This is a genomic window from Moraxella sp. K1664 (genome assembly GCF_039693965.1).
In the GTDB taxonomy this organism is placed as follows: domain Bacteria; phylum Pseudomonadota; class Gammaproteobacteria; order Pseudomonadales; family Moraxellaceae; genus Moraxella.
Window position 1 is genome coordinate 195,050 of record NZ_CP155576.1, and the last position, 18,998, is coordinate 214,047.

The window sequence follows — 18,998 nt, forward strand, 5'->3', positions numbered from 1 at the left end:
AACACGGCTCAGAGTGAACCGCACCCCAAAAGTTAGACACACTAACCTTTGGGGTGCTTTTTATGGCAAAATACACAACCGACTTTAAACTGTCTGTGATTGGGTATTATCTTAATCATCATGGCTACAAACAAACCGCCAAACACTTTAATCTAAACCACACAACCGTAGAGCTATGGGTTAAACTCTATCAAGCACATGGCATTGATGGCATAAAAAGACGACACACAAAGGCTGTCTATGACACAGATTTTAAGCTTAATGCCGTTCAAGCCATACAACAGGGCAAATCGCTTACACAACTTGCCATAGAGCTTAATCTGCCACAACCTTCTTTACTGTCAACTTGGTTAAAGTCCTACCAAGCCTTTGGTATAATGGGACTAATACCCAAACCCAAAGGCAAAAAAGCAATGTCAAACAAACACAACGCTAATAAAACCAAATCAACTTGGAAAACCAAACAAGACCACGAAAAAAGTGTGGATGATTTGCTTGATGAACTTGCCTATCTTAGAGCAGAGAATGACTATCTAAAAAAGCTAGATGCCTTAATTCGTCAAAAGGAACAATCAGTACAAACAAAGAACAAGTCCTGATCATCCAAGAATTAAGGCATAAGCACAAACTTGCTGACTTATTGGCAGTGTCAAACTTGCCAAGAAGTGTGTTTTATTACCACATTCGTCAAAGTACAAAGCCTGACAAAGACCTTGACTTAAAAGAACACATTAACCACATCTACCACCAACACAAGGGCAGGTATGGTTATCGTAGAATCACATCAGAGCTTAACAATCAGCTTGCCCAAAAAGGCATGGTCATTAATCATAAACGAGTGCAACGACTGATGGCTAAACTTGGACTCAAAGCATTGGTTCGTCGTCAACGTAAGTTTAATACTTACAAAGGCACAATGGGCAAAGATACCATTCAGGACAATATACTCAAAAGAGACTTTAAAGCAGACAAACCCAATCAAAAGTGGGCAACAGACATCACAGAGTTTAAAGTACAAGACAAGGCAAATGATGGCAGTGTCATTCAAAGAAAACTCTACCTATCGCCCATCATCGACTTGTTTAATGGTGAGATTGTCAGTTATACGATGAAGGACAGACCAACGTATGAGTTGGTCAAAGAGATGTTAAATGATGCCCTATCCAAGCTAAGCCAAGAAAAGATGGATGACAAACCCATCATTCATTCAGACCAAGGCTGGCACTATCAAATGCACCAGTATCAACAAACCCTAAAAGAACAAGGCTTAACCCAAAGCATGTCAAGAAAAGGCAATTGTTTGGATAATGCTGTGATAGAGAGCTTCTTTGGTACGCTAAAACAAGAGATATTTTATGAGACAACCACATTTACATCAACAGATGAACTTAAACAAGTGATTGATGAGTACATACACTACTACAATCATGATAGAATAAAGAGCAAATTAAAAGGACTAAGTCCTGTTAAGTACAGAAACTTAGTCCAATTAGGGTTAATACAACCACTTGCAACAACCTAACCTTTAATCTTATGTCTAAGATTTGGGGGTCGGTTCAATATCCGCCCCTTTTTTTTAATCAAAAACATCCACTCGTCTCACCACGCTCTGCCTTTGCCAATTTCTCTTCGGCTAGGGCTTTTGAGCTACGCACAGGCGGTGGGCAGTCTTCGCCATAGTATTGGCGGTCGGCAAAGTAGCTTGAACGCACCATAGGATTTGCCCAGATGTTAAAAAAGCCCAATTTTTTGCCGTATTCGGTATAACGGGCAAACTCATCGGGGTGGACGTATCTGTCCACAGGAGCGTGGTTTTTGCTTGGGGCTAGGTATTGCCCGATGGTGATGATGTCCACGTCATGAGCTTTTAGGTCGTCAAGCAGGGCATAGACTTCTTCTTCGGTCTCGCCAAGCCCCACCATAAATCCGCATTTGGTGGCGACATCGGGACGGCGTGCTTTGTATTCTTTTAGTAAGTTTAGTGAGTGCTGATAGTCCGAGCCGGGGCGAAATGCCTTGTATAGGCGTGGCACGGTCTCAATGTTGTGGTTAAAGACATCGGGGGCGGTCTCGGCAAGTAGGTCAATGGCGATTTTTTCACGTCCACGAAAATCAGGCACAAGAATTTCAATCAAACAGTTGGGGCTTAGGGCTTTGGATTCTTGGATAACTTCCACAAAATGCCCCGCTCCGCCGTCTTTTAGGTCGTCTCTGTCCACGCTTGTGATGACGGCATATTTTAGCCCAAGCCCAAGTATTGTCTCGGCGGTGTGGCGTGGCTCGTCCACGTCTAGGGGGTTGGGTCTGCCATGAGCGACTTCACAAAACGGGCAACGGCGTGTACAAATGTCGCCCATAATCATAAAGGTCGCTGTCCCGTCTCCAAAACATTGGGGTAGGTTGGGGCAGGCGGCTTCTTCGCAGACGGTGTAGAGTTTTTGTTTGCGTAGCGTGCCTTTGATACGCTCCACTTCGGCAGGGCTGGATAATTTGACACGAATCCAGTCGGGCTTTTTGGGGGCTTCAACGGTGGGAATGACCTTAATGGGAATGCGAGCGACTTTGTCATAGCCACGCAGTTTTTCGCCTTGAACGGCTTTTTTTGGGGCAGGTTTTGGGCTTGGGGTGTAAGTTTGGACGGTCATGGCTTGCCTATTTTTATAAAAATATGAAAATAAATTGGGATATTTTACCTTATTTCAAGGTAAAAAGCGATGACAAAAATCAAGGCGTGGGGGTAGGGTTGTCGCCATAAACCCTTGTCGTTGATAGGGTTTTGTCATTTTTAAAGGCGGTCTGGGTATGGTATGAGCGTGGATTGGCAATGATGGATTGATTTGTTAAAATGGGTGTAAAAATTTGGGTGAGTTAAAGCTGTTTTTAAAAATAAAATAACCATTTGTCAAACTTGGTTATTTTAGAATTATGGTTATTTTAAAATACTTGCAAATTGTAAATGGTGTTATCAAGGTTTAATGAATTCTAATTATTTAAAATTAAAATAAAAAGGTAAGTTCATGGATTTATTTAATGATATTTTTGACAATCAACCGCCAAATCAATTACCCATAGACCAATTAATCAAAAACGGTAACTTTATGAATACCGACTTTACCGCTTATCTGCACGATGACGGTAAGGGCGTGGTTATTGTGGTGCCATTTGGCAGATTGTATTATTCGCCATGTTATTTTGATAAAAAATTCTGTGATGACCATTTGGCTTATTTATTGGCAGATGGCAATATCAACTGGCAACAAGACACCATTTATATGTATGGTAAAACGCACCCAATTCCCCGCCTGTCGGCATGGTATGGCGATAAGGATTGCCCTTATGCATATTCGGGCATTAGCCTTATGCCAAATGCTTGGACGGATGAGCTACTTACCATCAATCAGGTGTTATTTGATGTTTGCAAAAGGCGATTTAATAGCGTGCTGTTAAATCATTATCGTACTGGCGATGATTATATCAGCTGGCATAGCGATGATGAGTCGGAGCTTGGGGCAAATCCTTTGATAGCGTCGGTAAGTTTTGGGCAGACCAGACGATTTTTATTAAGGCTTAAAGACAATCATGCGGTAAAATTAGAATTGCCTTTATATCATGGCAGTCTGCTTGTTATGGCAGGGCAGATTCAGCACCATTGGCAACACGGCATACCCAAGCAAAAGCGAGCGCAGGGCAGTCGGGTGAATCTGACGTTTAGGAATATCAAAATACGCCAATAACCCAATGCTCCACGTGTCGCCTAAGCCCAAATCATACCCAATGCCAAACCTTGAAAAATGGGTGGTATTTTTTAAATAAATATTGGCTATGGCAGAGAATTTTTTGAATTTGGGTGGATTTTAGGGTATGATAAAGGGGAGAAATTTAGGCGCAAACGCCTTTTAAATCAACGTCTAGGCACTTGATAATTATTGTAATAATGAAAATCATTGTCAAGCACTTATGACCTACTATCATGGAGAATTGCTATGTCGCAAATGCTAACCGAATACAGAGCCCACGTCGCCGAGCGCGAAGCCTTAGGCGTACCCCCACAGCCATTGACCGATGCCCAAACTGCCGATTTGGTAGAACTCTTAAAAAACCCGCCAGCAGGTGAAGAAGACTACTTGGTGGATTTGCTTGAAAACCGTGTGCCAGCAGGGGTTGACCAAGCTGCCTATGTCAAAGCCGCCTTTTTAAACGCCATTGTTAAAGGTGAAGCGACTTCTCCACTGGTTACCAAAGAGCGTGCGGTGTATCTATTAGGCACGATGCTTGGTGGTTATAACGTAGCACCACTCGTTGAGCTACTTGATGATGCCGAGCTTGGTGGATTGGCGGCAGAAGCCTTGAAAAAGACCCTGTTGGTATTTGATGCGTTCCATGACGTAGAAGAAAAAGCCAAAGCAGGTAATGCCAACGCCAAAGCGGTACTAGAATCATGGGCAGAAGCGGAGTGGTTTACAAGCCGTCCTGACGTGCCAAGCGAGATGACCATTACTGTCTTTAAAGTAACTGGCGAGACCAACACAGACGACCTATCTCCTGCCCAAGATGCGTGGAGCCGTCCTGACATTCCACTACACGCCAACGCCATGCTAAAAAATGAGCGTGATGGCATTCGCCCAGAAAAAAATGGCGAAGTTGGTCCCTTGACCCAAATCAAAGAATTGATTGCTAAGGGCAATCCTGTTGCCTATGTGGGCGATGTTGTGGGTACAGGTTCTAGCCGTAAATCAGCGACCAACTCTGTGCTATGGTTCTTTGGTGATGACATTCCACACATTCCAAACAAGCGTGACGGCGGTGTGTGCCTAGGCGGTAAAATCGCTCCGATTTTCTTTAACACCATGGAAGATGCTGGGGCATTGCCTGTTGAGATTGACGTTACCGACATGAACATGGGCGATAAAGTTACCCTAAAAATCGACCACGCCACCGCAACCGTTACCGCATTCAAAGACGGCAACCAAATTGCCGAATCCAAACTAAAAACTCCTGTACTACTAGATGAAGTGCGTGCTGGCGGTCGTATCAACCTTATCATCGGTCGTAACTTGACAGGTAAGGCTCGTGAGTCGCTAGGTCTTGAACCGTCCACCTTGTTCCGCACCCCAGAGCAACCTGCCGACACAGGCAAGGGCTTTACACTTGCCCAAAAAATGGTCGGTCGTGCGTGTGGTCTGCCAGAAGGTCAAGGCATTCGCCCTGGCACCTACTGCGAACCTAAGATGACCACTGTGGGTTCACAAGATACCACAGGTCCGATGACTCGTGATGAGCTAAAAGACTTGGCGTGCCTAGGCTTTAGCTCCGACCTTGTGATGCAGTCATTCTGTCATACTGCTGCCTATCCTAAGCCGATTGACGTGGTAACGCACCACACTCTGCCTGACTTTATCATGAACCGTGGCGGTGTGAGCTTACGTCCAGGGGACGGTGTGATTCACTCATGGCTAAACCGTATGCTACTGCCTGATACTGTGGGTACTGGTGGCGACTCGCACACTCGTTTCCCAATCGGTATCTCATTCCCAGCAGGTTCGGGTTTGGTGGCGTTCGCTGCTGCAACTGGTGTGATGCCACTGGATATGCCTGAGTCTGTTTTGGTTAAATTTAAAGGCAAAATGCAACCTGGCATTACTTTGCGTGATTTGGTACACGCCATTCCTTACTATGCCATTCAAGAAGGCGATTTGACCGTTGAGAAAAAGGGTAAGAAAAACATTTTCTCTGGTCGTATCCTAGAGATTGACTTGACCGAAATGGAAAATGACTTGACCGTTGAGCAAGCGTTTGAATTGTCTGATGCGTCTGCTGAACGCAGTGCAGCAGGTTGTGCGATTACCGTATCAGAAGAAAAAGTTGCCGAGTACCTACGCTCAAACATCGTCATGCTAAAATGGATGATTGCCGAGGGCTATGGCGATGCTCGTACATTGGCTCGCCGTGCTGAGAACATGCAAAAATGGCTAGACAACCCAAGCCTGCTAAAAGCCGATGCTGATGCCGAATACACCAAAGTGTATGAAATTGACCTTGCCGACATCAAAGAGCCAATCCTATGCTGTCCAAACGACCCTGATGATGCCAAATTGCTATCAGAAGTCGCTGGCGATAAGATTGATGAAGTGTTTATCGGTTCGTGCATGACCAACATCGGACATTTCCGTGCCGCAGGCAAACTATTGCAAGAAGTGCCAGCAGGTAGCCTAACCACTCGTTTGTGGATTGCACCACCGACCAAAATGGACGAACGCCAGCTGATGGACGAAGGTTATTACAACACCTACGCCCAAGCAGGTGCCAGAACCGAAATGCCAGGTTGCTCGCTATGCATGGGTAACCAAGCTCGTATCGCACCAAACTGTACTGCCGTCTCGACATCTACTCGTAACTTCCCGAACCGTCTGGGTCAAGGAGCCAACGTGTACCTAGCGTCTGCCGAGCTTGCATCAGTAGCATCGGTACTTGGTAAACTGCCAACCGTTGAAGAGTACATGGCGTATGCAGGCAAACTTGAATCCATGGAAGCTGAAGTTTATAATTACCTAAACTTCGACCAAATGGCTGAGTACACCGAAAAATCAGACAAAATCAGCGTGGCACAACTTGCTTAATCTGATTTGATAAAGCACCATAGCACATACCAGTCCCCAAAGGCACTTAGCTTTTGGGGACTATTTTGTGACAAGTTAATGGCGAAAAAACCAACAAACCTTTTATAGTAACATATACACGATAATTTAAAAACAGGAAAACCCAATGACTATAGAATTATCAAGCCTACCCCCTGCCGTACAAGCATGGGTAGCTACCTTACTTTTGATGAAGACATTCGCCTAACCAAATCGCATGACAGCCTGATTATTCAAGAGCCGCTTTTTGACATGGCACGCATGAAGCACGCCATTGACGACTACGAAACTAAAGAGCAGGCGTTGCAAAATGGATTGACTCTACCACAAGGCAAAAACGAAACCGAACTGCTTGCTTGGCTAGATGAAAATATCCCCACCCATTTGCCAAATGCCGATAAATTGGCTTATTTTTAACACAATAAAATCCCCAAAATCCCACAAAATTTGTTAAAATAAGCGATTTTTGCAAATTATACACACCATGCCAAACCCCACCCCTTTACGCAACACCTTTATTCCCACCACCGACCCGTCCGCAGGCTTGCGTTTGACGGAGATTTTTTACTCCTTGCAGGGCGAAGCCTTGGCAATGGGTTTGCCGACCATTTTTATTCGTCTGACAGGTTGTCCGCTCCGCTGCGTCTATTGCGACACGACTTATTCCTTTACAGGGGGCGAGCGTTGGGGGCTTGATGCGATTTTGGAGCATATCAAACAGTATCCTTGCAAACGCATTTGCCTAACAGGGGGCGAACCGCTTGCCCAGCCCAACGCCATTGCCTTGATGAAATTACTCCTTGATAACGGCTATGAGATTTCATTGGAAACGGCAGGGGCGTTGTCGGTCAAGGACGTGCCAATAGCGGTGTCAAAAGTCATGGATTTAAAAAGCCCATCATCAGGCGAAGTGGATAAAAATCTGTGGGAAAATCTAAATTATCTCACCGACAACGACCAAATCAAAATTGTCATCGCTGACCGTGCCGATTATGATTGGGCAAAAGACGTTTTGCAAAAATATGAGCTTGATAAAAAATGCGGTGTGGTGTGGTTTTCGCCCATGTTTAATATAGACGAGCGTAAATCGGACGTGCCAAATTTGGCGGTAGAGCTTGCCGAATGGATTTTGGCGGACGGCTTGCCTGTACGTTTTCAATTACAACTGCACAAAATCATCTGGGCGGACGCTAAGGGCAAATAAAACAAAAGCCGATAATCAACATCGGCTTTTATCTCATCTCAATCTAATCAATCGCACACACCGCCAAATCCTTGATGATGAGTTGCAAACTCTGATTACCCTGCCACTCGTTAATGTCTAGGGTAAACAAAATATGCACCGCACTTGCCCGATAATCCCATTCGTCCACGTCATAATTAAACCAAATGGCATCTATCGGATACTGCACGCCATCGGCTCGCAACGTCAGTTTTAAATGCTTGTCTTTTAAAATGCGAAAATTAACCACTTCAAAGACCCCATCAAAGGCAGGGGGCAAAAAGCCATTACCCCACACGCTGACATTTTTTAGAGCATGGACAAAGGCCAGACTAAAATCAGGAGGGATGAGCGTGCCATCGGTGTATTTTAATTCGCTAAATAGCTCATCATCAAAGCCGTCCACCACTTTCAAAAATTCTGCCTTAAACCGCTCAAAATCCCGCTTATGAATGGTCAAGCCTGCCGCCATCGCATGACCGCCAAAGTGCAAAATCAGCTCAGGATTTGCCATCGCCACCGTCTCAATGGCATCACGAATATGCACGCCTGCGATAGACCGCCCCGAGCCTTTGATTAGGTCGTCATCACCCACTTTATCAGCATCGGCAGGGGCAAAGACAATGGTCGGACGGTATAACTGTTCTTTGATACGTCCTGCCACGATACCAATCACGCCTTGGTGCCAGTTGTCTTGATACAGGCAAATGGCTTTGGCAACACATTTGGGCTTATCATCAGATTCATCGGATAAGTGTAGCTCATCAATGATACTGCTGGCTTCATCACGCATTTGCGTTTCTATGGCACGGCGTGAGTGATTAAGACGGTTCAGCTCTATCGCCAAACGGTGTGCTTCGCCAAAATCATCAGTCAGTAGGCACTCCACCCCTGTTCGCATATTATCCATACGCCCTGCGGCGTTAATGCGTGGGGCAATGGCAAAACCAAAATCATCTGCCGTAATCTTACGCACGTCTCGCCCCGCCTGCTCCAAGAGTGCCAAAATCCCCACACAGCACCGCCCTTCCCGAATGGCGTTAAGTCCATGTGTTACCAAAATACGGTTATTTTGGTCAAGATGACCCACGTCCGCTATCGTCCCTAATGCCACAAGGTCAAGATATTTGGCGACTTGTGTGGTGGATTTGCCCATCTCACGGCGGATTTTGGCGACACGTCCCATGACATAGAACGCCACACCCACGCCCACGAGCCACTTACTGCCGAACTCACAGCCGACTTGATTGGGGTTGATGACCGCACTTGCCTTAGGTGAACTCGTTGTTGTCAGGTGATGGTCGGTAATGACAACATCAATGCCCAATTCTTTGGCTTTGGCAACCCCATCATGGCTAGATATGCCATTATCTACCGTAATGATAAGTTTTGGGTCAAATTCATCTGCACCATGTGCCACGATTTCGGGGGTTAGCCCATAACCGAATTTAAAGCGGTCAGGCACCAAAAACTGCACGTCCGCTCCCATCTCACGCAAACACCGCACCATGAGCGTGGTCGATGTCGCCCCATCGCAGTCAAAATCACCCACAATGAGTATGCGTTTATTCTCATCAATGGCACGACTGATGATATCCGCCCCCACGTCAAGTCCCAATAAATCACTCGCAGGCAGGAGCTTTGCCACAGACATGTCCATCTCATCAATACTGCCAATCTGTCGTGACACAAGTAGTCGCCCGAGCGTCTCACCAAACATCGCGGTTAGCTCATCAGGCACATCACCTTGATGACGTGGGACAAGTGTCAGGTGCTTAGGGGTAAACCGTCCGACTTTATCAAAGGCACGCTCAAAATCCTGCACACTCGTGTTGGTCAGGTGCGACAAATTGGCATTGGCAAACTTTTGCGTACTTGTCACTTGGGCAGGCTTGGGTAGGCTTGGCGATGGATAGCCATCAAAAGGACTGTCATCGTCTTGGCGATTTTGCGTACTCATTACTTACTCTCTTTTTCTTTTGCATTTGTCTTTGTGGTTATTTTAGCACAGTTTTTTAACACAGTTTTGCCAAAACTTGCCCAAAGTCAAAAACTTGTCCCAAATCATGAATATAAATTTACATACTGATACATTTTGTTAGCAACTTTATTACAATACAATCATCAGGCTGTGGTATGATTTGTTTTATTATCAGTTTTTATTACATTTTGGAGCTTATCATGAATTTTAGCGAACTTAGTACAGACACATTGGTTGTCAAGGATGTCAGTGGACTTGACCTAGACAAGATAGAACGTGAATGCAAAGAACTTGCCAAATCTCGTGCCAAAGTCTCAGCAGGCGTTGCCATTGTTCCCATTCCTTTTTTAGATGTGGCGGTTGATGTTGGCATGCTAAGAAAACTTTTACCCCAAATCACCGAACGTTTTGGTCTAGAAGACAAAGACACCGCTTCGGCTCGTGAAAAAAATATCAAAGAAAAAGTGCTTCGTGTGGGCGGATTGGTTGCCACTCGTGGTATCGTTAATAAAACTGTACAAGGCTTTGGCGGTCGTATGATTGGCAAACAAGTCGCCAAATATGTCCCCCTAGGCGGTCAAATCGTCGCAGGTACGGTAGGTTATATGATTTTTACCAGAATTGCCTTTGACCACATTGAACGTTGCCACAAAATTGCCAAAGAAGCACAGCAACAGCAAAATCAACAACAAACCCAACAACAGAGCCAGTCTAAACAAGAAGGCACTCAGCAAGACAAACAAGACAGAACAGACACAACGATTTGATTAAAGCATTGGTTTAAAACATTGATTTAAAACATAAAGCAAGGTCTCTCCTTGCTTTTTTGACAAAACCGCCATCAAAATCCATCAAAAAATGACAAGCATTAACGCCATTCTCACTGTGTTTATCTACTTTACCATTTGCTTTACTTACCGCCCATTTTAGCCATTGTAATAATAATCACTTTTACTATTTACAACTTTTTGGCATTTTTTAATAAAGATTTTGTATTTTGGTCTCATAAATCACCTGCTTTGGTTTGAGAAAATTTGCCAAAAAGTATAAAATATACACCAATTTTGTCGTCGTGTTATTTTGATGGGACATTTTGGTAATCTTATTTTTATGACCATTTATCAGCTCATCATAGGGACAACTGCCCAAAAAGTCTCGTCAAGCCAAACCATTTTATCATAACCAAACACAACTAAGGTATCGCCATGACATTTGTAGTAACTGATAACTGCATTCTTTGCAAATACACCGATTGCGTTGAGGTTTGCCCTGTGGACTGTTTTTATGAAGGTCCAAACTTTTTGGTCATCAATCCTGATGAGTGCATTGACTGTGCTTTGTGCGAACCTGAATGCCCTGCCAACGCCATTTTTTCAGAAGATGAAGTACCAGCAGGTCAAGAAGCGTTCATCCAAATCAACGAAGAACTCGCCAACGAATGGGCAAACATCACCGAGAAAAAAGACGCCCTACCCGACCATGAAAAATGGGACGGCGTAGCAGGCAAAATCCAGTATTTAGAACGCTAATTTTTAAAAATCACTCACAAACCCACGAGACATCATGACCCACACCACGCCCCCTTTTGATTTGTCCGCCTTGCCTACCGACAAGCCCTTGACCATTGGCATTGTCGCAGGGGAAGTGTCGGGCGACGCATTGGGGGCGGATTTTATGGCAAAAATGAATGCCATTTATCCGAGCATTCGCTGGGTTGGCGTGGGCGGTGAGATGATGACCAAGGCAGGGCTTGACTCTCTTATTGACATGAACCGCCTATCGGTCATGGGCATCGGTGAAGTCGTCAAGCATTTGCCGGATTTATTGCTTGCCAAAAAAGAGATTTTGGATGAGTTTTTATCCATTGGCATTGATATTTTTGTGGGCATTGACGCCCCTGATTTTAATTTACGCCTTGCCAAAAGTCTCAAACAAAAATCGGTCATCAAGCCCATTTTTTGTGTGCAATACGTCAGCCCGAGCGTGTGGGCGTGGCGTGAAGGGCGTATCACGGGCATTAAATCTGCCACCGATTTGGTGCTGTGTCTATTCCCTTTTGAGACGGCGGTCTATGACAAGCATGGACACCCTGCGGTGTGCGTGGGACATCCCTTGCTTGACAAGATACGCCCTGATGAGCGGTCAGGGCGTGAGATTTATGGCGAGTTTCTAAGCGATTATAGTCCGCTATTTCCCGAACTTGCTCGCCTGCAACATAGCCCTGCTCGCCCCATCTGCGTGATGGCAGGCTCTCGCACCAGTGAGATTAACGCCATTTTACCCCTGCTTATTGGGGCAATGGATAGACTGGACAAGGCGGGCGACCACGCCTTTATCCTACCTGTGGTGAGCCACGAACACGCTCATCTGGTCAAATCGCTCATCAAAGAGCAAGCGGTACATCTGCTGGATAAATGCCACATCATCTTTCCCCAAACCGCCAAAGACGGTCAAGCAGGGCGACTGCCGACCACGCTCTCACTGTCTCAAAATGTGATGAGCGCCTGTGAGCTGACCATCTTAGCGTCAGGTACGGCAACCCTAGAAGCTCTGCTACTGCACCGCCCCATGGTCGTGGTATATAAAGTCAATGTCCTAACCTACGCCATCGCCAAGCAACTGGTCAAAACCCCCCATGTCGCCCTGCCCAACATCCTATCCCACAACCAAACAGGGCAAGCTGTCGTGCCAGAGCTTATCCAAGATGACGCAAATGCCGACAACATCGCCCGTCATGCTCTGGACGTACTGGCAAATCCTAGCGAACAAATCGCCAAACTTACTCGCACCACGACCCAACTTCGCACCGACAGTCGCCATGATGTTGCCGTTAGTGTACTTATGCACTTTTTTAATCAAAAAAATGTGTTATAATATACGCCAACATCAAAAATTGTTTGTTGGGCTTGATTGATATTCATTCAAATATCCATTCACACCAAAAGCCTTGCAATTTTTGAAATTTTTCTAGGGCGTGCCTGCCTTTTGTATTTGCAATGAAAAATGAGAAAAATCGCCCGTTTTTCAAGGAAAAAACTTGCTTGATAGTTATTTTATCAAGCAAGTTTTTGACGCAGAAAAACAAGATTTAGCCATTTTTCATGCAAAAACATCGTTTTCTTTCTATAAATGCTCTAAAATATGAATTGTGTTATAAAGGGCAGGCACGCCCTACATAATAAACAATAATTCACCAAAATCTACGCAACTTGGGATTTTGGTCGTTTTTATTTGTCTTTTACCATCATTTATCAATTAATACCCAAGAAAGGTGCCTTATGACCACGACCGACAAAACCAAAGAAGCCAAAGCCCTAACCCGTGAAGAGAAAAAACGCCAAACCCGTCAAGCTTTCTATAATGCCGTGCTTGACCTATGCATGATGGGGCAAGGGTTTAGCTCTATCAGCCTACGTCAGGTAACCCGTGAAGTGGGCGTGGTGCCAACCGCCTTTTATCGTCATTTTGATGACATGGAAGAGTTGGGCAAATCATTGGTAGAAGACGAACTGGGTGATGCTCTATCAACCCTGCGTGAGCATATGCAGTTTGGCAAAAAACGCACCTTTGAACGCCAAATCGCCAAAAGCGTGCAACTATTTTTTAAAGCGGTGGACGCTCAGCCACGCTACTGGCAATTCATCGCTGCCGAGCGTTTTGGTGGTTCAGAAGCGGTTCGCCGTGCCATCAGCGAACAAATCAAAACCTTTGCCAAGGTCATGAGTGAAGACCTAGCCCTACAACCCTCTTTTGAACATGTCAGTGCCAGCGACCGTTATTTGCTTGCCGAGATTGGGGTAAACTTAAGTTTCTCATGGATTATCGACTGGCTAGATTTGACCTATGCCCCCGAGCTTGAAGACGATGAAGAGACCAAGCCTGTTGATAGCGACCTAGAACAAGCCAAAGAGGCCATGCTGTTGCATTGCACTCGCCAAATGCAAATGATTCTCTACGGTGCCTATAACTGGAAATCTACCGAAGAGACAGTGTTGGATGAAAATGTAAAATAAATCAACTCCACACCAAAAGCTGATAGCCTAAAAGCCGATAATCTAGACTTAGTTATCGGCTTTTTTATATGCCAAAATCATCTGTGCCAACTCATCATCAGCAAAAAAGTAAGCAGGCGGTACATCTAAGGCTTTGGCAATGTTATTTAATGTGGTCAAATCAGGCAAATGCACACCCTTTTCATAGCGATTAATGCGTGAGCTTGCCACAAATTCATCCAAACCAATGGCGATGCCTAACTGCTCTTGGGTAAGATTTTTAGCCTTGCGAGCCACCTTAAAACGCCGTGTAAATATCTGTTGCAAACTCATAACTTTTACCCTAGATTAAAAAGTTACGAATTTCGTATATTTTACTTGATTTTTTACTACGAATATCGTAGTATTAATCACGTTCTTTCCCATCAATAGGAGTTTTTATGAAAAAACTTATGCAGATTGCTTTGCTCAGTGGCGGTCTATTTTAGCAATAACCGCTTTTGCTGGCTGGTCATCATTTAACTACGCAAACACCCATAATAAGGTTTTTGCCATACCTAGTGGTAATATTGTCTGTGGCGGTGATAATATTACCAGTTCTGGCAACGCCCTTACTTGCTACATTCAAAACGTTGCCAAAAAACCTGCAAAATGCAGTGAAGGCGTTGGATTGGAATTTACCTTAAACCAAACTGGCAAAGGCAAACTTCAATGCACCAATCATGAATTTGAGCCTGAAAACGAAGCAGAAGATATTACAAAGATTATCCCTTATGGTTCGTCAATCAACGGCAACGGTTGGACTTGCACTAGCCAAACCACAGGCATGAGATGTGTGAATAAATCAGGGCACGGTTTTCAGTTAAGCAAAAGCAAACAAACCTTGTTTTAATTTCCAAACAAAAAACCGATTAATTCACTTAATCGGTTTTTTATCGTTTAATTCAACCAAACTCAATCAATCGGCGGAGTATAAGTACCATTTTTAATATCATCTTTGATACGCTCGGCTTCTGCCAGCACTTGCGATAATAAGGCTTGCACGTTTTCAAGCGTGGCGATTGGGCTTAGTGTGGTCATCTTTAACGACTGCACATTTTGACGGCTATCAATCACACGGGTTACGCCGATGTTGGCTTCCCCACGGGCAAACAGCTCGTCCGCTACATTTTGATTTAGGCTATCAATAAACTCATCAGGATAGCCAGTTGGCACAACACGGAACAAGACAGACGCAAATTGTGGCTCAACAAGTAGCTCCAAGCCGTCCGTGTTACGGATATAATCCGCCACTTCTTTTGTCAAATTTACCCCGTGGTCAATCATTGAACCGTACAGCTCTTCGCCCAACGCCTCCACCGTGAACCATAATTTTAACGCATCAAATCGGCGAGTGGTCTGCAAAGACTTTGACACCAAGTTTGGCACGCCATGCTCTTCGTCATAAGCTGAGTTTAAATACTCGGCTTCATAGTGCATAAAGCGGTAATTTTGCTCGTCTTTTAACAAGAACGCACCGCAAGAAATGCTTTGGAAATAGTGCTTATGAAAATCAAGCGTAACCGAATCGGTCAGCTCAATGCCGTCTAGCATAGAGCGGTAATCGTTGGATAGCAATAACGCCCCACCCCACGCCGCATCAACGTGTAGCCACGCTCCGAATTTGTCGCACAAGGCACGGATTGTCTTGATGTCATCAATCGCCCCTGCGTCAGTCGTCCCTGCCGTTGCCACCACACACGCCACGATGTTGCCTTTGGCGTACAAGTCCGCCATGATGTCGGCTAGGGCGTTGGTATCCATTTGGGCATTGTCATTGACAGGCACGGTAACGACTGAGGCAAAGCCCATGCCCATCATCGCCATGTTTTTTTGTACGGAGAAATGAGCATTTTCTGAGCATAGCACTTTGACTTTTTTCATCGCATCAGGCGGAATGCCATCACGCTGTACCGACCACGCTTTGCCGTTGTCGTCTTGATAATTTTTGCTAATCGCCCAATCACGAGCCAGTAGCACGCCCATAAGATTAGACTGTGTACCGCCTGATGTGAACACGCCTGCCTGCCCTGCCCCATAGCCGACCTTTTGGCGTAACCAGTCAATGAGCTGAACTTCCATGAGCGAGCCTGCAGGCGACTGATCCCATGAGTCCATTGATTGGTTGGTGGCGTTGATGAGTACTTCGGCAATTTGTGAAGTTACCATGGTAGGACAATGCAAATGAGCGAGCGAATGGGGGTGATGAACTTTTAGACTTTTGTTTAAAAACAGCTCCACAAGGCGGTCAAGCGATTTTTGTACGCCCAAACCTTCTTTTTGCGGATTAAAGCTGATTTGCGAACGAAGCTCTTTAATGCTACCGCCTGTGTACATTTTGTCGTTTTTAAGCCATGCCGTTACCGCTTTGACAGCGTCCGTCATCGCACGTTCATAATCGGCGATTGACTGGCTATCATTGCAAAGTAGGGCTTGGCGGTGTTGTTCAAAAGTTGGCATGGCTACATCCTATAAAGTAAAAAATGCTTTATTTTAGCATATTTGCATCATTTAATACACCTTATTATTTTCGGTTAATTCATTGATTTTTTGCACCACCTGATAGCCCACTTCATCATTTATTTCAAAAAACCGCTTGGCACAAGCAATCTTAAACCGCTCTTCCCACTTCAGTTTATCAACCACCACCCCATCTTGAATGGATTTATCGCCTGTATTTTTGGTCTCAGCAATAAAATAAACCTGCTCGCCATTTTTATTGATGACAACCGCCCAATCAGGATTATAATTACCGATTAGTGTTGGGATTTTAAATTTTTTGGGTAATTTAAAGTAAAATGCCACTTGCTCATCATAATTCTCACAATCGGTTGCAAATTGATGTTCAGTTTTTGAATCCAAATCCAACACGCCATTATAAATGGTTTTTTCCATTTTATTGATATAAAAAGTGTATTGATTGGCATAAATTTTATAAGTCTCAAACAGATTTTGTTCATAAACTTCATCTAATTTTTGATAATAAATGCCGTTTTTCATCAAATCATACAGTTCATTATTGATGATTTCTGCCACAATTTCAATAAAGCGTTGTGGGTTATTTTTTACTTCATCAATCCGCCCAGATTGTTTTAAAATCTCAACCAAAGTTTGACGAGTTAATCCCGTCTTATTTTGCAATGTCTTTAAGATATCAGGTATGGCAATTTTTTTGTCCAAATACTGATAATCAGAATAAATTTCTTCTGCCTGTACGCCCGTTTCACTATTTTGAATGAGTCTTGCTTTTTTGATTTCAATTTTTGGTTTGGTAATGACTGGCATTTTATTTAATGCTTGGCCTGCCAGTTTAATCAATTCATCACTATCAAATGCAACACGATATTTGGTTTTTTGGCGAATACGCTCCCAAATTTGTAAAAATAGTGGGTCGGTAAACGCATCAAAACGATAAGTTACCGTGCGTTCATTTTTAGCGTCTTTGATATTAGATTTTTCAAATTTAATACCACAATCATCAATATATTCCTGCTGTAAACTGCTGGCAAATTGCTCATAGCTTTCATTGGGAATCACGGTCAAAATATTAACCTGTTCATCATAAATTCGTTCGCCTTTTTGATTCACAGGCAAACGAAGTCCACGCCCAATTTCTTGGCGTTTTTTGATTTGTGAAGTTGTTTCATTTAAAGTACAAATCTGAAAAACATTGGGATTATCCCAACCTTCTTTTAATGCCGAATGGCTAAAAATAAATCGCACAGGCTCATCAAGCGACAATAACCGCTCTTTATCCCTCATAATCAATTCATAAGCATTGTTATCATCTTTGGTTGTGCCGTTACTATTTTTGGCATTGCCTTTTTTGTCTTGGCTAAAATAGCCATTATGTACGCCACTTGCTGATTGTTTGGTTTCTAATTCATACAATTCTTCAAACCACTCATAAAACTTACCAATTTCACCTTGTGCATTGGTGCGATAATTTTCCACTTTATCAATAAAAAAATAGCGACAATACTTTAATGCCTAATGGATTTAACTGCTTTTCACGCTGCAGATGTGTTTTAATCGTGGCGTGAATTTGCTGTTTCATCATATCATCTTTAAGATAATCCAAATTTACGCCACAGGCAATTTCTATACCATTAGAAAATCTAACTATTTTGTTTTCTAAATCAATGCCTGTAACCATAAATCCTTGATAGTTGGGATTTTGTTTTGATAGTTTATATAAATCATGATTTTTGTCATTGGTTGTTACAGTAACAACTTTTCTTTTCAATTCTTTATTTTCATTAACATCAATAAGTATTTTTGCTTTTAATCCGCCTTTATTGATGACTTCTTTTAATTCAATAAAAGCATTATTTTTATCCTGCGACACCACAGAATTGACGACAATTTGTTTTACCAAATTCTTTTCAAATGCTTGTACAGGATTTAGGCTATACACTTTATTGATAATTTCTTTATGCGTTGCCGAATATCCAACCGCAAATAATGGATTTAAATTTTCAATGGCATTTTTGCGTTTATCACTGCTGATATTTTGTGGTTCATCAATAATAATGATTGGGTTTGTTGCTTGGATTAACTCCATTAACACGCCATTTTCTCGCTGTTGATTGATGATGTTGCTTTCTTTTTCAAAAGATTGAATATTCATCACCAAAATTTCAATATGTGTGCTTGTCGCAAAATGTTTTAATGCATTGGTTTTTTGACCGCTATATTCGCCATAATGATAAATTGGCGAATTAAATTCATCTTTAAAATAGGCTTTTGTGCTATTTAAAGTTTGCAATACACCTTCACGAATGGCAACACTTGGCACAACAATGATAAATTTTCGCCAGCCATAGCGTTGATAAAGCTCAAAAATGGTATTTAAATAAACAAAAGTTTTGCCCGTACCCGTTTCCATTTCTACGCTAAAATACAAATTATCCAACTTATCAGACAAAGAAAGCTGATTTTGTGTTTGGATATTTTTTAAATTATTAAAAATATCATCTTTGGATAATGATAATTCATTGGCAATCACACGCACATTGTCTTTATCCGATAAGCTAAAATCATCTTGATGATGCGTGATTTCGCCTTGAAATAAATCCACGATACTATCAATCGCCTGTTTTTGATAATCTAAATGCTCATATTGAATT

17 protein-coding genes are annotated in these 18,998 nt (G+C 43.3%); 11 read left to right on the forward strand and 6 right to left on the reverse strand.

Annotated features, from left to right (window positions below):
- Window positions 1-62 precede the first annotated feature (62 nt).
- Both AAHK14_RS01080 and AAHK14_RS01085 read left to right on the forward strand, forming a co-directional pair.
- On the forward strand, window positions 63-599 hold the full coding sequence (locus AAHK14_RS01080) for a helix-turn-helix domain-containing protein (RefSeq protein WP_065256690.1): 537 nt from the start codon (window positions 63-65) through the stop codon (window positions 597-599).
- A 2-nt stretch (window positions 600-601) separates the two neighbouring features.
- Window positions 602-1,522, forward strand: coding sequence for an IS3 family transposase (locus AAHK14_RS01085; RefSeq protein ID WP_264753555.1), 921 nt, complete (start codon window positions 602-604; stop codon window positions 1,520-1,522).
- A gap of 58 nt (window positions 1,523-1,580) precedes the next feature.
- Here the strand turns inward: AAHK14_RS01085 and lipA are convergent, their stop codons facing one another.
- Entirely contained in the window at window positions 1,581-2,645 is a 1,065-nt protein-coding gene (gene lipA, locus AAHK14_RS01090; protein WP_065256826.1) for a lipoyl synthase, read from the reverse strand.
- A 372-nt stretch (window positions 2,646-3,017) separates the two neighbouring features.
- Here lipA and AAHK14_RS01095 point away from each other — a divergent pair, with 372 nt between their 5' ends.
- The 4 genes from AAHK14_RS01095 to queE all read left to right on the forward strand — a co-directional run bounded on the left by AAHK14_RS01095 (window position 3,018) and on the right by queE (window position 7,839).
- Window positions 3,018-3,734 (forward strand): alpha-ketoglutarate-dependent dioxygenase AlkB, encoded by a 717-nt coding sequence (locus tag AAHK14_RS01095; RefSeq protein WP_065256825.1) that lies wholly within the window; start codon window positions 3,018-3,020, stop codon window positions 3,732-3,734.
- A 258-nt stretch (window positions 3,735-3,992) separates the two neighbouring features.
- Window positions 3,993-6,617 (forward strand): bifunctional aconitate hydratase 2/2-methylisocitrate dehydratase, encoded by a 2,625-nt coding sequence (locus AAHK14_RS01100; RefSeq protein ID WP_065256829.1) that lies wholly within the window; start codon window positions 3,993-3,995, stop codon window positions 6,615-6,617.
- 186 nt (window positions 6,618-6,803) lie between these two features.
- Complete coding sequence (locus tag AAHK14_RS01105) at window positions 6,804-7,052, forward strand: hypothetical protein (RefSeq protein WP_065256824.1); 249 nt, start codon at window positions 6,804-6,806, stop codon at window positions 7,050-7,052.
- 67 nt (window positions 7,053-7,119) lie between these two features.
- On the forward strand, window positions 7,120-7,839 hold the full coding sequence (gene queE / locus AAHK14_RS01110) for a 7-carboxy-7-deazaguanine synthase QueE (protein ID WP_065256823.1): 720 nt from the start codon (window positions 7,120-7,122) through the stop codon (window positions 7,837-7,839).
- A 43-nt stretch (window positions 7,840-7,882) separates the two neighbouring features.
- Here the strand turns inward: queE and recJ are convergent, their stop codons facing one another.
- A complete protein-coding gene (gene recJ / locus AAHK14_RS01115; RefSeq protein WP_083108412.1) occupies window positions 7,883-9,577 on the reverse strand; it encodes a single-stranded-DNA-specific exonuclease RecJ in 1,695 nt (564 codons plus the stop codon).
- A 461-nt stretch (window positions 9,578-10,038) separates the two neighbouring features.
- Here recJ and AAHK14_RS01120 point away from each other — a divergent pair, with 461 nt between their 5' ends.
- From AAHK14_RS01120 to AAHK14_RS01135, 4 genes are all read left to right on the forward strand, one after another.
- Entirely contained in the window at window positions 10,039-10,605 is a 567-nt protein-coding gene (locus tag AAHK14_RS01120) for a hypothetical protein (protein ID WP_227514765.1), read from the forward strand.
- A gap of 438 nt (window positions 10,606-11,043) precedes the next feature.
- Entirely contained in the window at window positions 11,044-11,367 is a 324-nt protein-coding gene (gene fdxA / locus AAHK14_RS01125) for a ferredoxin FdxA (protein ID WP_062499614.1), read from the forward strand.
- Window positions 11,368-11,401: 34 nt separating this feature from the next.
- On the forward strand, window positions 11,402-12,712 hold the full coding sequence (locus AAHK14_RS01130; RefSeq protein ID WP_065256821.1) for a hypothetical protein: 1,311 nt from the start codon (window positions 11,402-11,404) through the stop codon (window positions 12,710-12,712).
- 404 nt (window positions 12,713-13,116) lie between these two features.
- On the forward strand, window positions 13,117-13,851 hold the full coding sequence (locus AAHK14_RS01135) for a TetR family transcriptional regulator (protein WP_062500138.1): 735 nt from the start codon (window positions 13,117-13,119) through the stop codon (window positions 13,849-13,851).
- Window positions 13,852-13,899: 48 nt separating this feature from the next.
- On the opposite strand, the gene AAHK14_RS01140 is transcribed toward AAHK14_RS01135, so the two are convergent.
- The gene (locus AAHK14_RS01140) at window positions 13,900-14,163 is read right to left on the reverse strand and encodes a helix-turn-helix transcriptional regulator (protein WP_062500137.1); all 264 of its coding nucleotides are present in this window, start codon (window positions 14,161-14,163) and stop codon (window positions 13,900-13,902) included.
- 157 nt (window positions 14,164-14,320) lie between these two features.
- Between AAHK14_RS01140 and AAHK14_RS01145 the strand changes: the two genes are divergently transcribed.
- Entirely contained in the window at window positions 14,321-14,722 is a 402-nt protein-coding gene (locus AAHK14_RS01145; protein WP_346818241.1) for a DUF6636 domain-containing protein, read from the forward strand.
- Between the two features lie 62 nt (window positions 14,723-14,784).
- On the opposite strand, the gene AAHK14_RS01150 is transcribed toward AAHK14_RS01145, so the two are convergent.
- From AAHK14_RS01150 to AAHK14_RS01160, 3 genes are read right to left on the reverse strand one after another with little or no spacing between them, the layout of a single operon-like run.
- Window positions 14,785-16,329, reverse strand: a complete 1,545-nt coding sequence (locus AAHK14_RS01150; RefSeq protein WP_065256819.1) for an aspartate aminotransferase family protein — start codon at window positions 16,327-16,329, stop codon at window positions 14,785-14,787.
- 51 nt (window positions 16,330-16,380) lie between these two features.
- Window positions 16,381-17,823, reverse strand: a complete 1,443-nt coding sequence (locus AAHK14_RS01155) for a hypothetical protein (protein WP_346818211.1) — start codon at window positions 17,821-17,823, stop codon at window positions 16,381-16,383.
- Window positions 17,824-17,827: 4 nt separating this feature from the next.
- The gene (locus tag AAHK14_RS01160) at window positions 17,828-18,949 is read right to left on the reverse strand and encodes a DEAD/DEAH box helicase family protein (RefSeq protein ID WP_346818212.1); all 1,122 of its coding nucleotides are present in this window, start codon (window positions 18,947-18,949) and stop codon (window positions 17,828-17,830) included.
- Window positions 18,950-18,998 lie beyond the last annotated feature (49 nt).

What these genes read in the sequence shown, in the direction of transcription:
- AAHK14_RS01080 (WP_065256690.1), top strand. Translation starts at nt 63, where the DNA reads ATGGCAAAATACACAACCGACTTTAAACTGTCTGTGATTGGGTATTAT.
- lipA (WP_065256826.1), bottom strand. Translation starts at nt 2,645, where the DNA reads ATGACCGTCCAAACTTACACCCCAAGCCCAAAACCTGCCCCAAAAAAA.
- AAHK14_RS01095 (WP_065256825.1), top strand. Translation starts at nt 3,018, where the DNA reads ATGGATTTATTTAATGATATTTTTGACAATCAACCGCCAAATCAATTA.
- AAHK14_RS01100 (WP_065256829.1), top strand. Translation starts at nt 3,993, where the DNA reads ATGCTAACCGAATACAGAGCCCACGTCGCCGAGCGCGAAGCCTTAGGC.
- AAHK14_RS01105 (WP_065256824.1), top strand. Translation starts at nt 6,804, where the DNA reads ATGGGTAGCTACCTTACTTTTGATGAAGACATTCGCCTAACCAAATCG.
- queE (WP_065256823.1), top strand. Translation starts at nt 7,120, where the DNA reads ATGCCAAACCCCACCCCTTTACGCAACACCTTTATTCCCACCACCGAC.
- recJ (WP_083108412.1), bottom strand. Translation starts at nt 9,577, where the DNA reads ATGTTTGGTGAGACGCTCGGGCGACTACTTGTGTCACGACAGATTGGC.
- AAHK14_RS01120 (WP_227514765.1), top strand. Translation starts at nt 10,039, where the DNA reads ATGAATTTTAGCGAACTTAGTACAGACACATTGGTTGTCAAGGATGTC.
- fdxA (WP_062499614.1), top strand. Translation starts at nt 11,044, where the DNA reads ATGACATTTGTAGTAACTGATAACTGCATTCTTTGCAAATACACCGAT.
- AAHK14_RS01130 (WP_065256821.1), top strand. Translation starts at nt 11,402, where the DNA reads ATGACCCACACCACGCCCCCTTTTGATTTGTCCGCCTTGCCTACCGAC.
- AAHK14_RS01135 (WP_062500138.1), top strand. Translation starts at nt 13,117, where the DNA reads ATGACCACGACCGACAAAACCAAAGAAGCCAAAGCCCTAACCCGTGAA.
- AAHK14_RS01140 (WP_062500137.1), bottom strand. Translation starts at nt 14,163, where the DNA reads ATGAGTTTGCAACAGATATTTACACGGCGTTTTAAGGTGGCTCGCAAG.
- AAHK14_RS01150 (WP_065256819.1), bottom strand. Translation starts at nt 16,329, where the DNA reads ATGCCAACTTTTGAACAACACCGCCAAGCCCTACTTTGCAATGATAGC.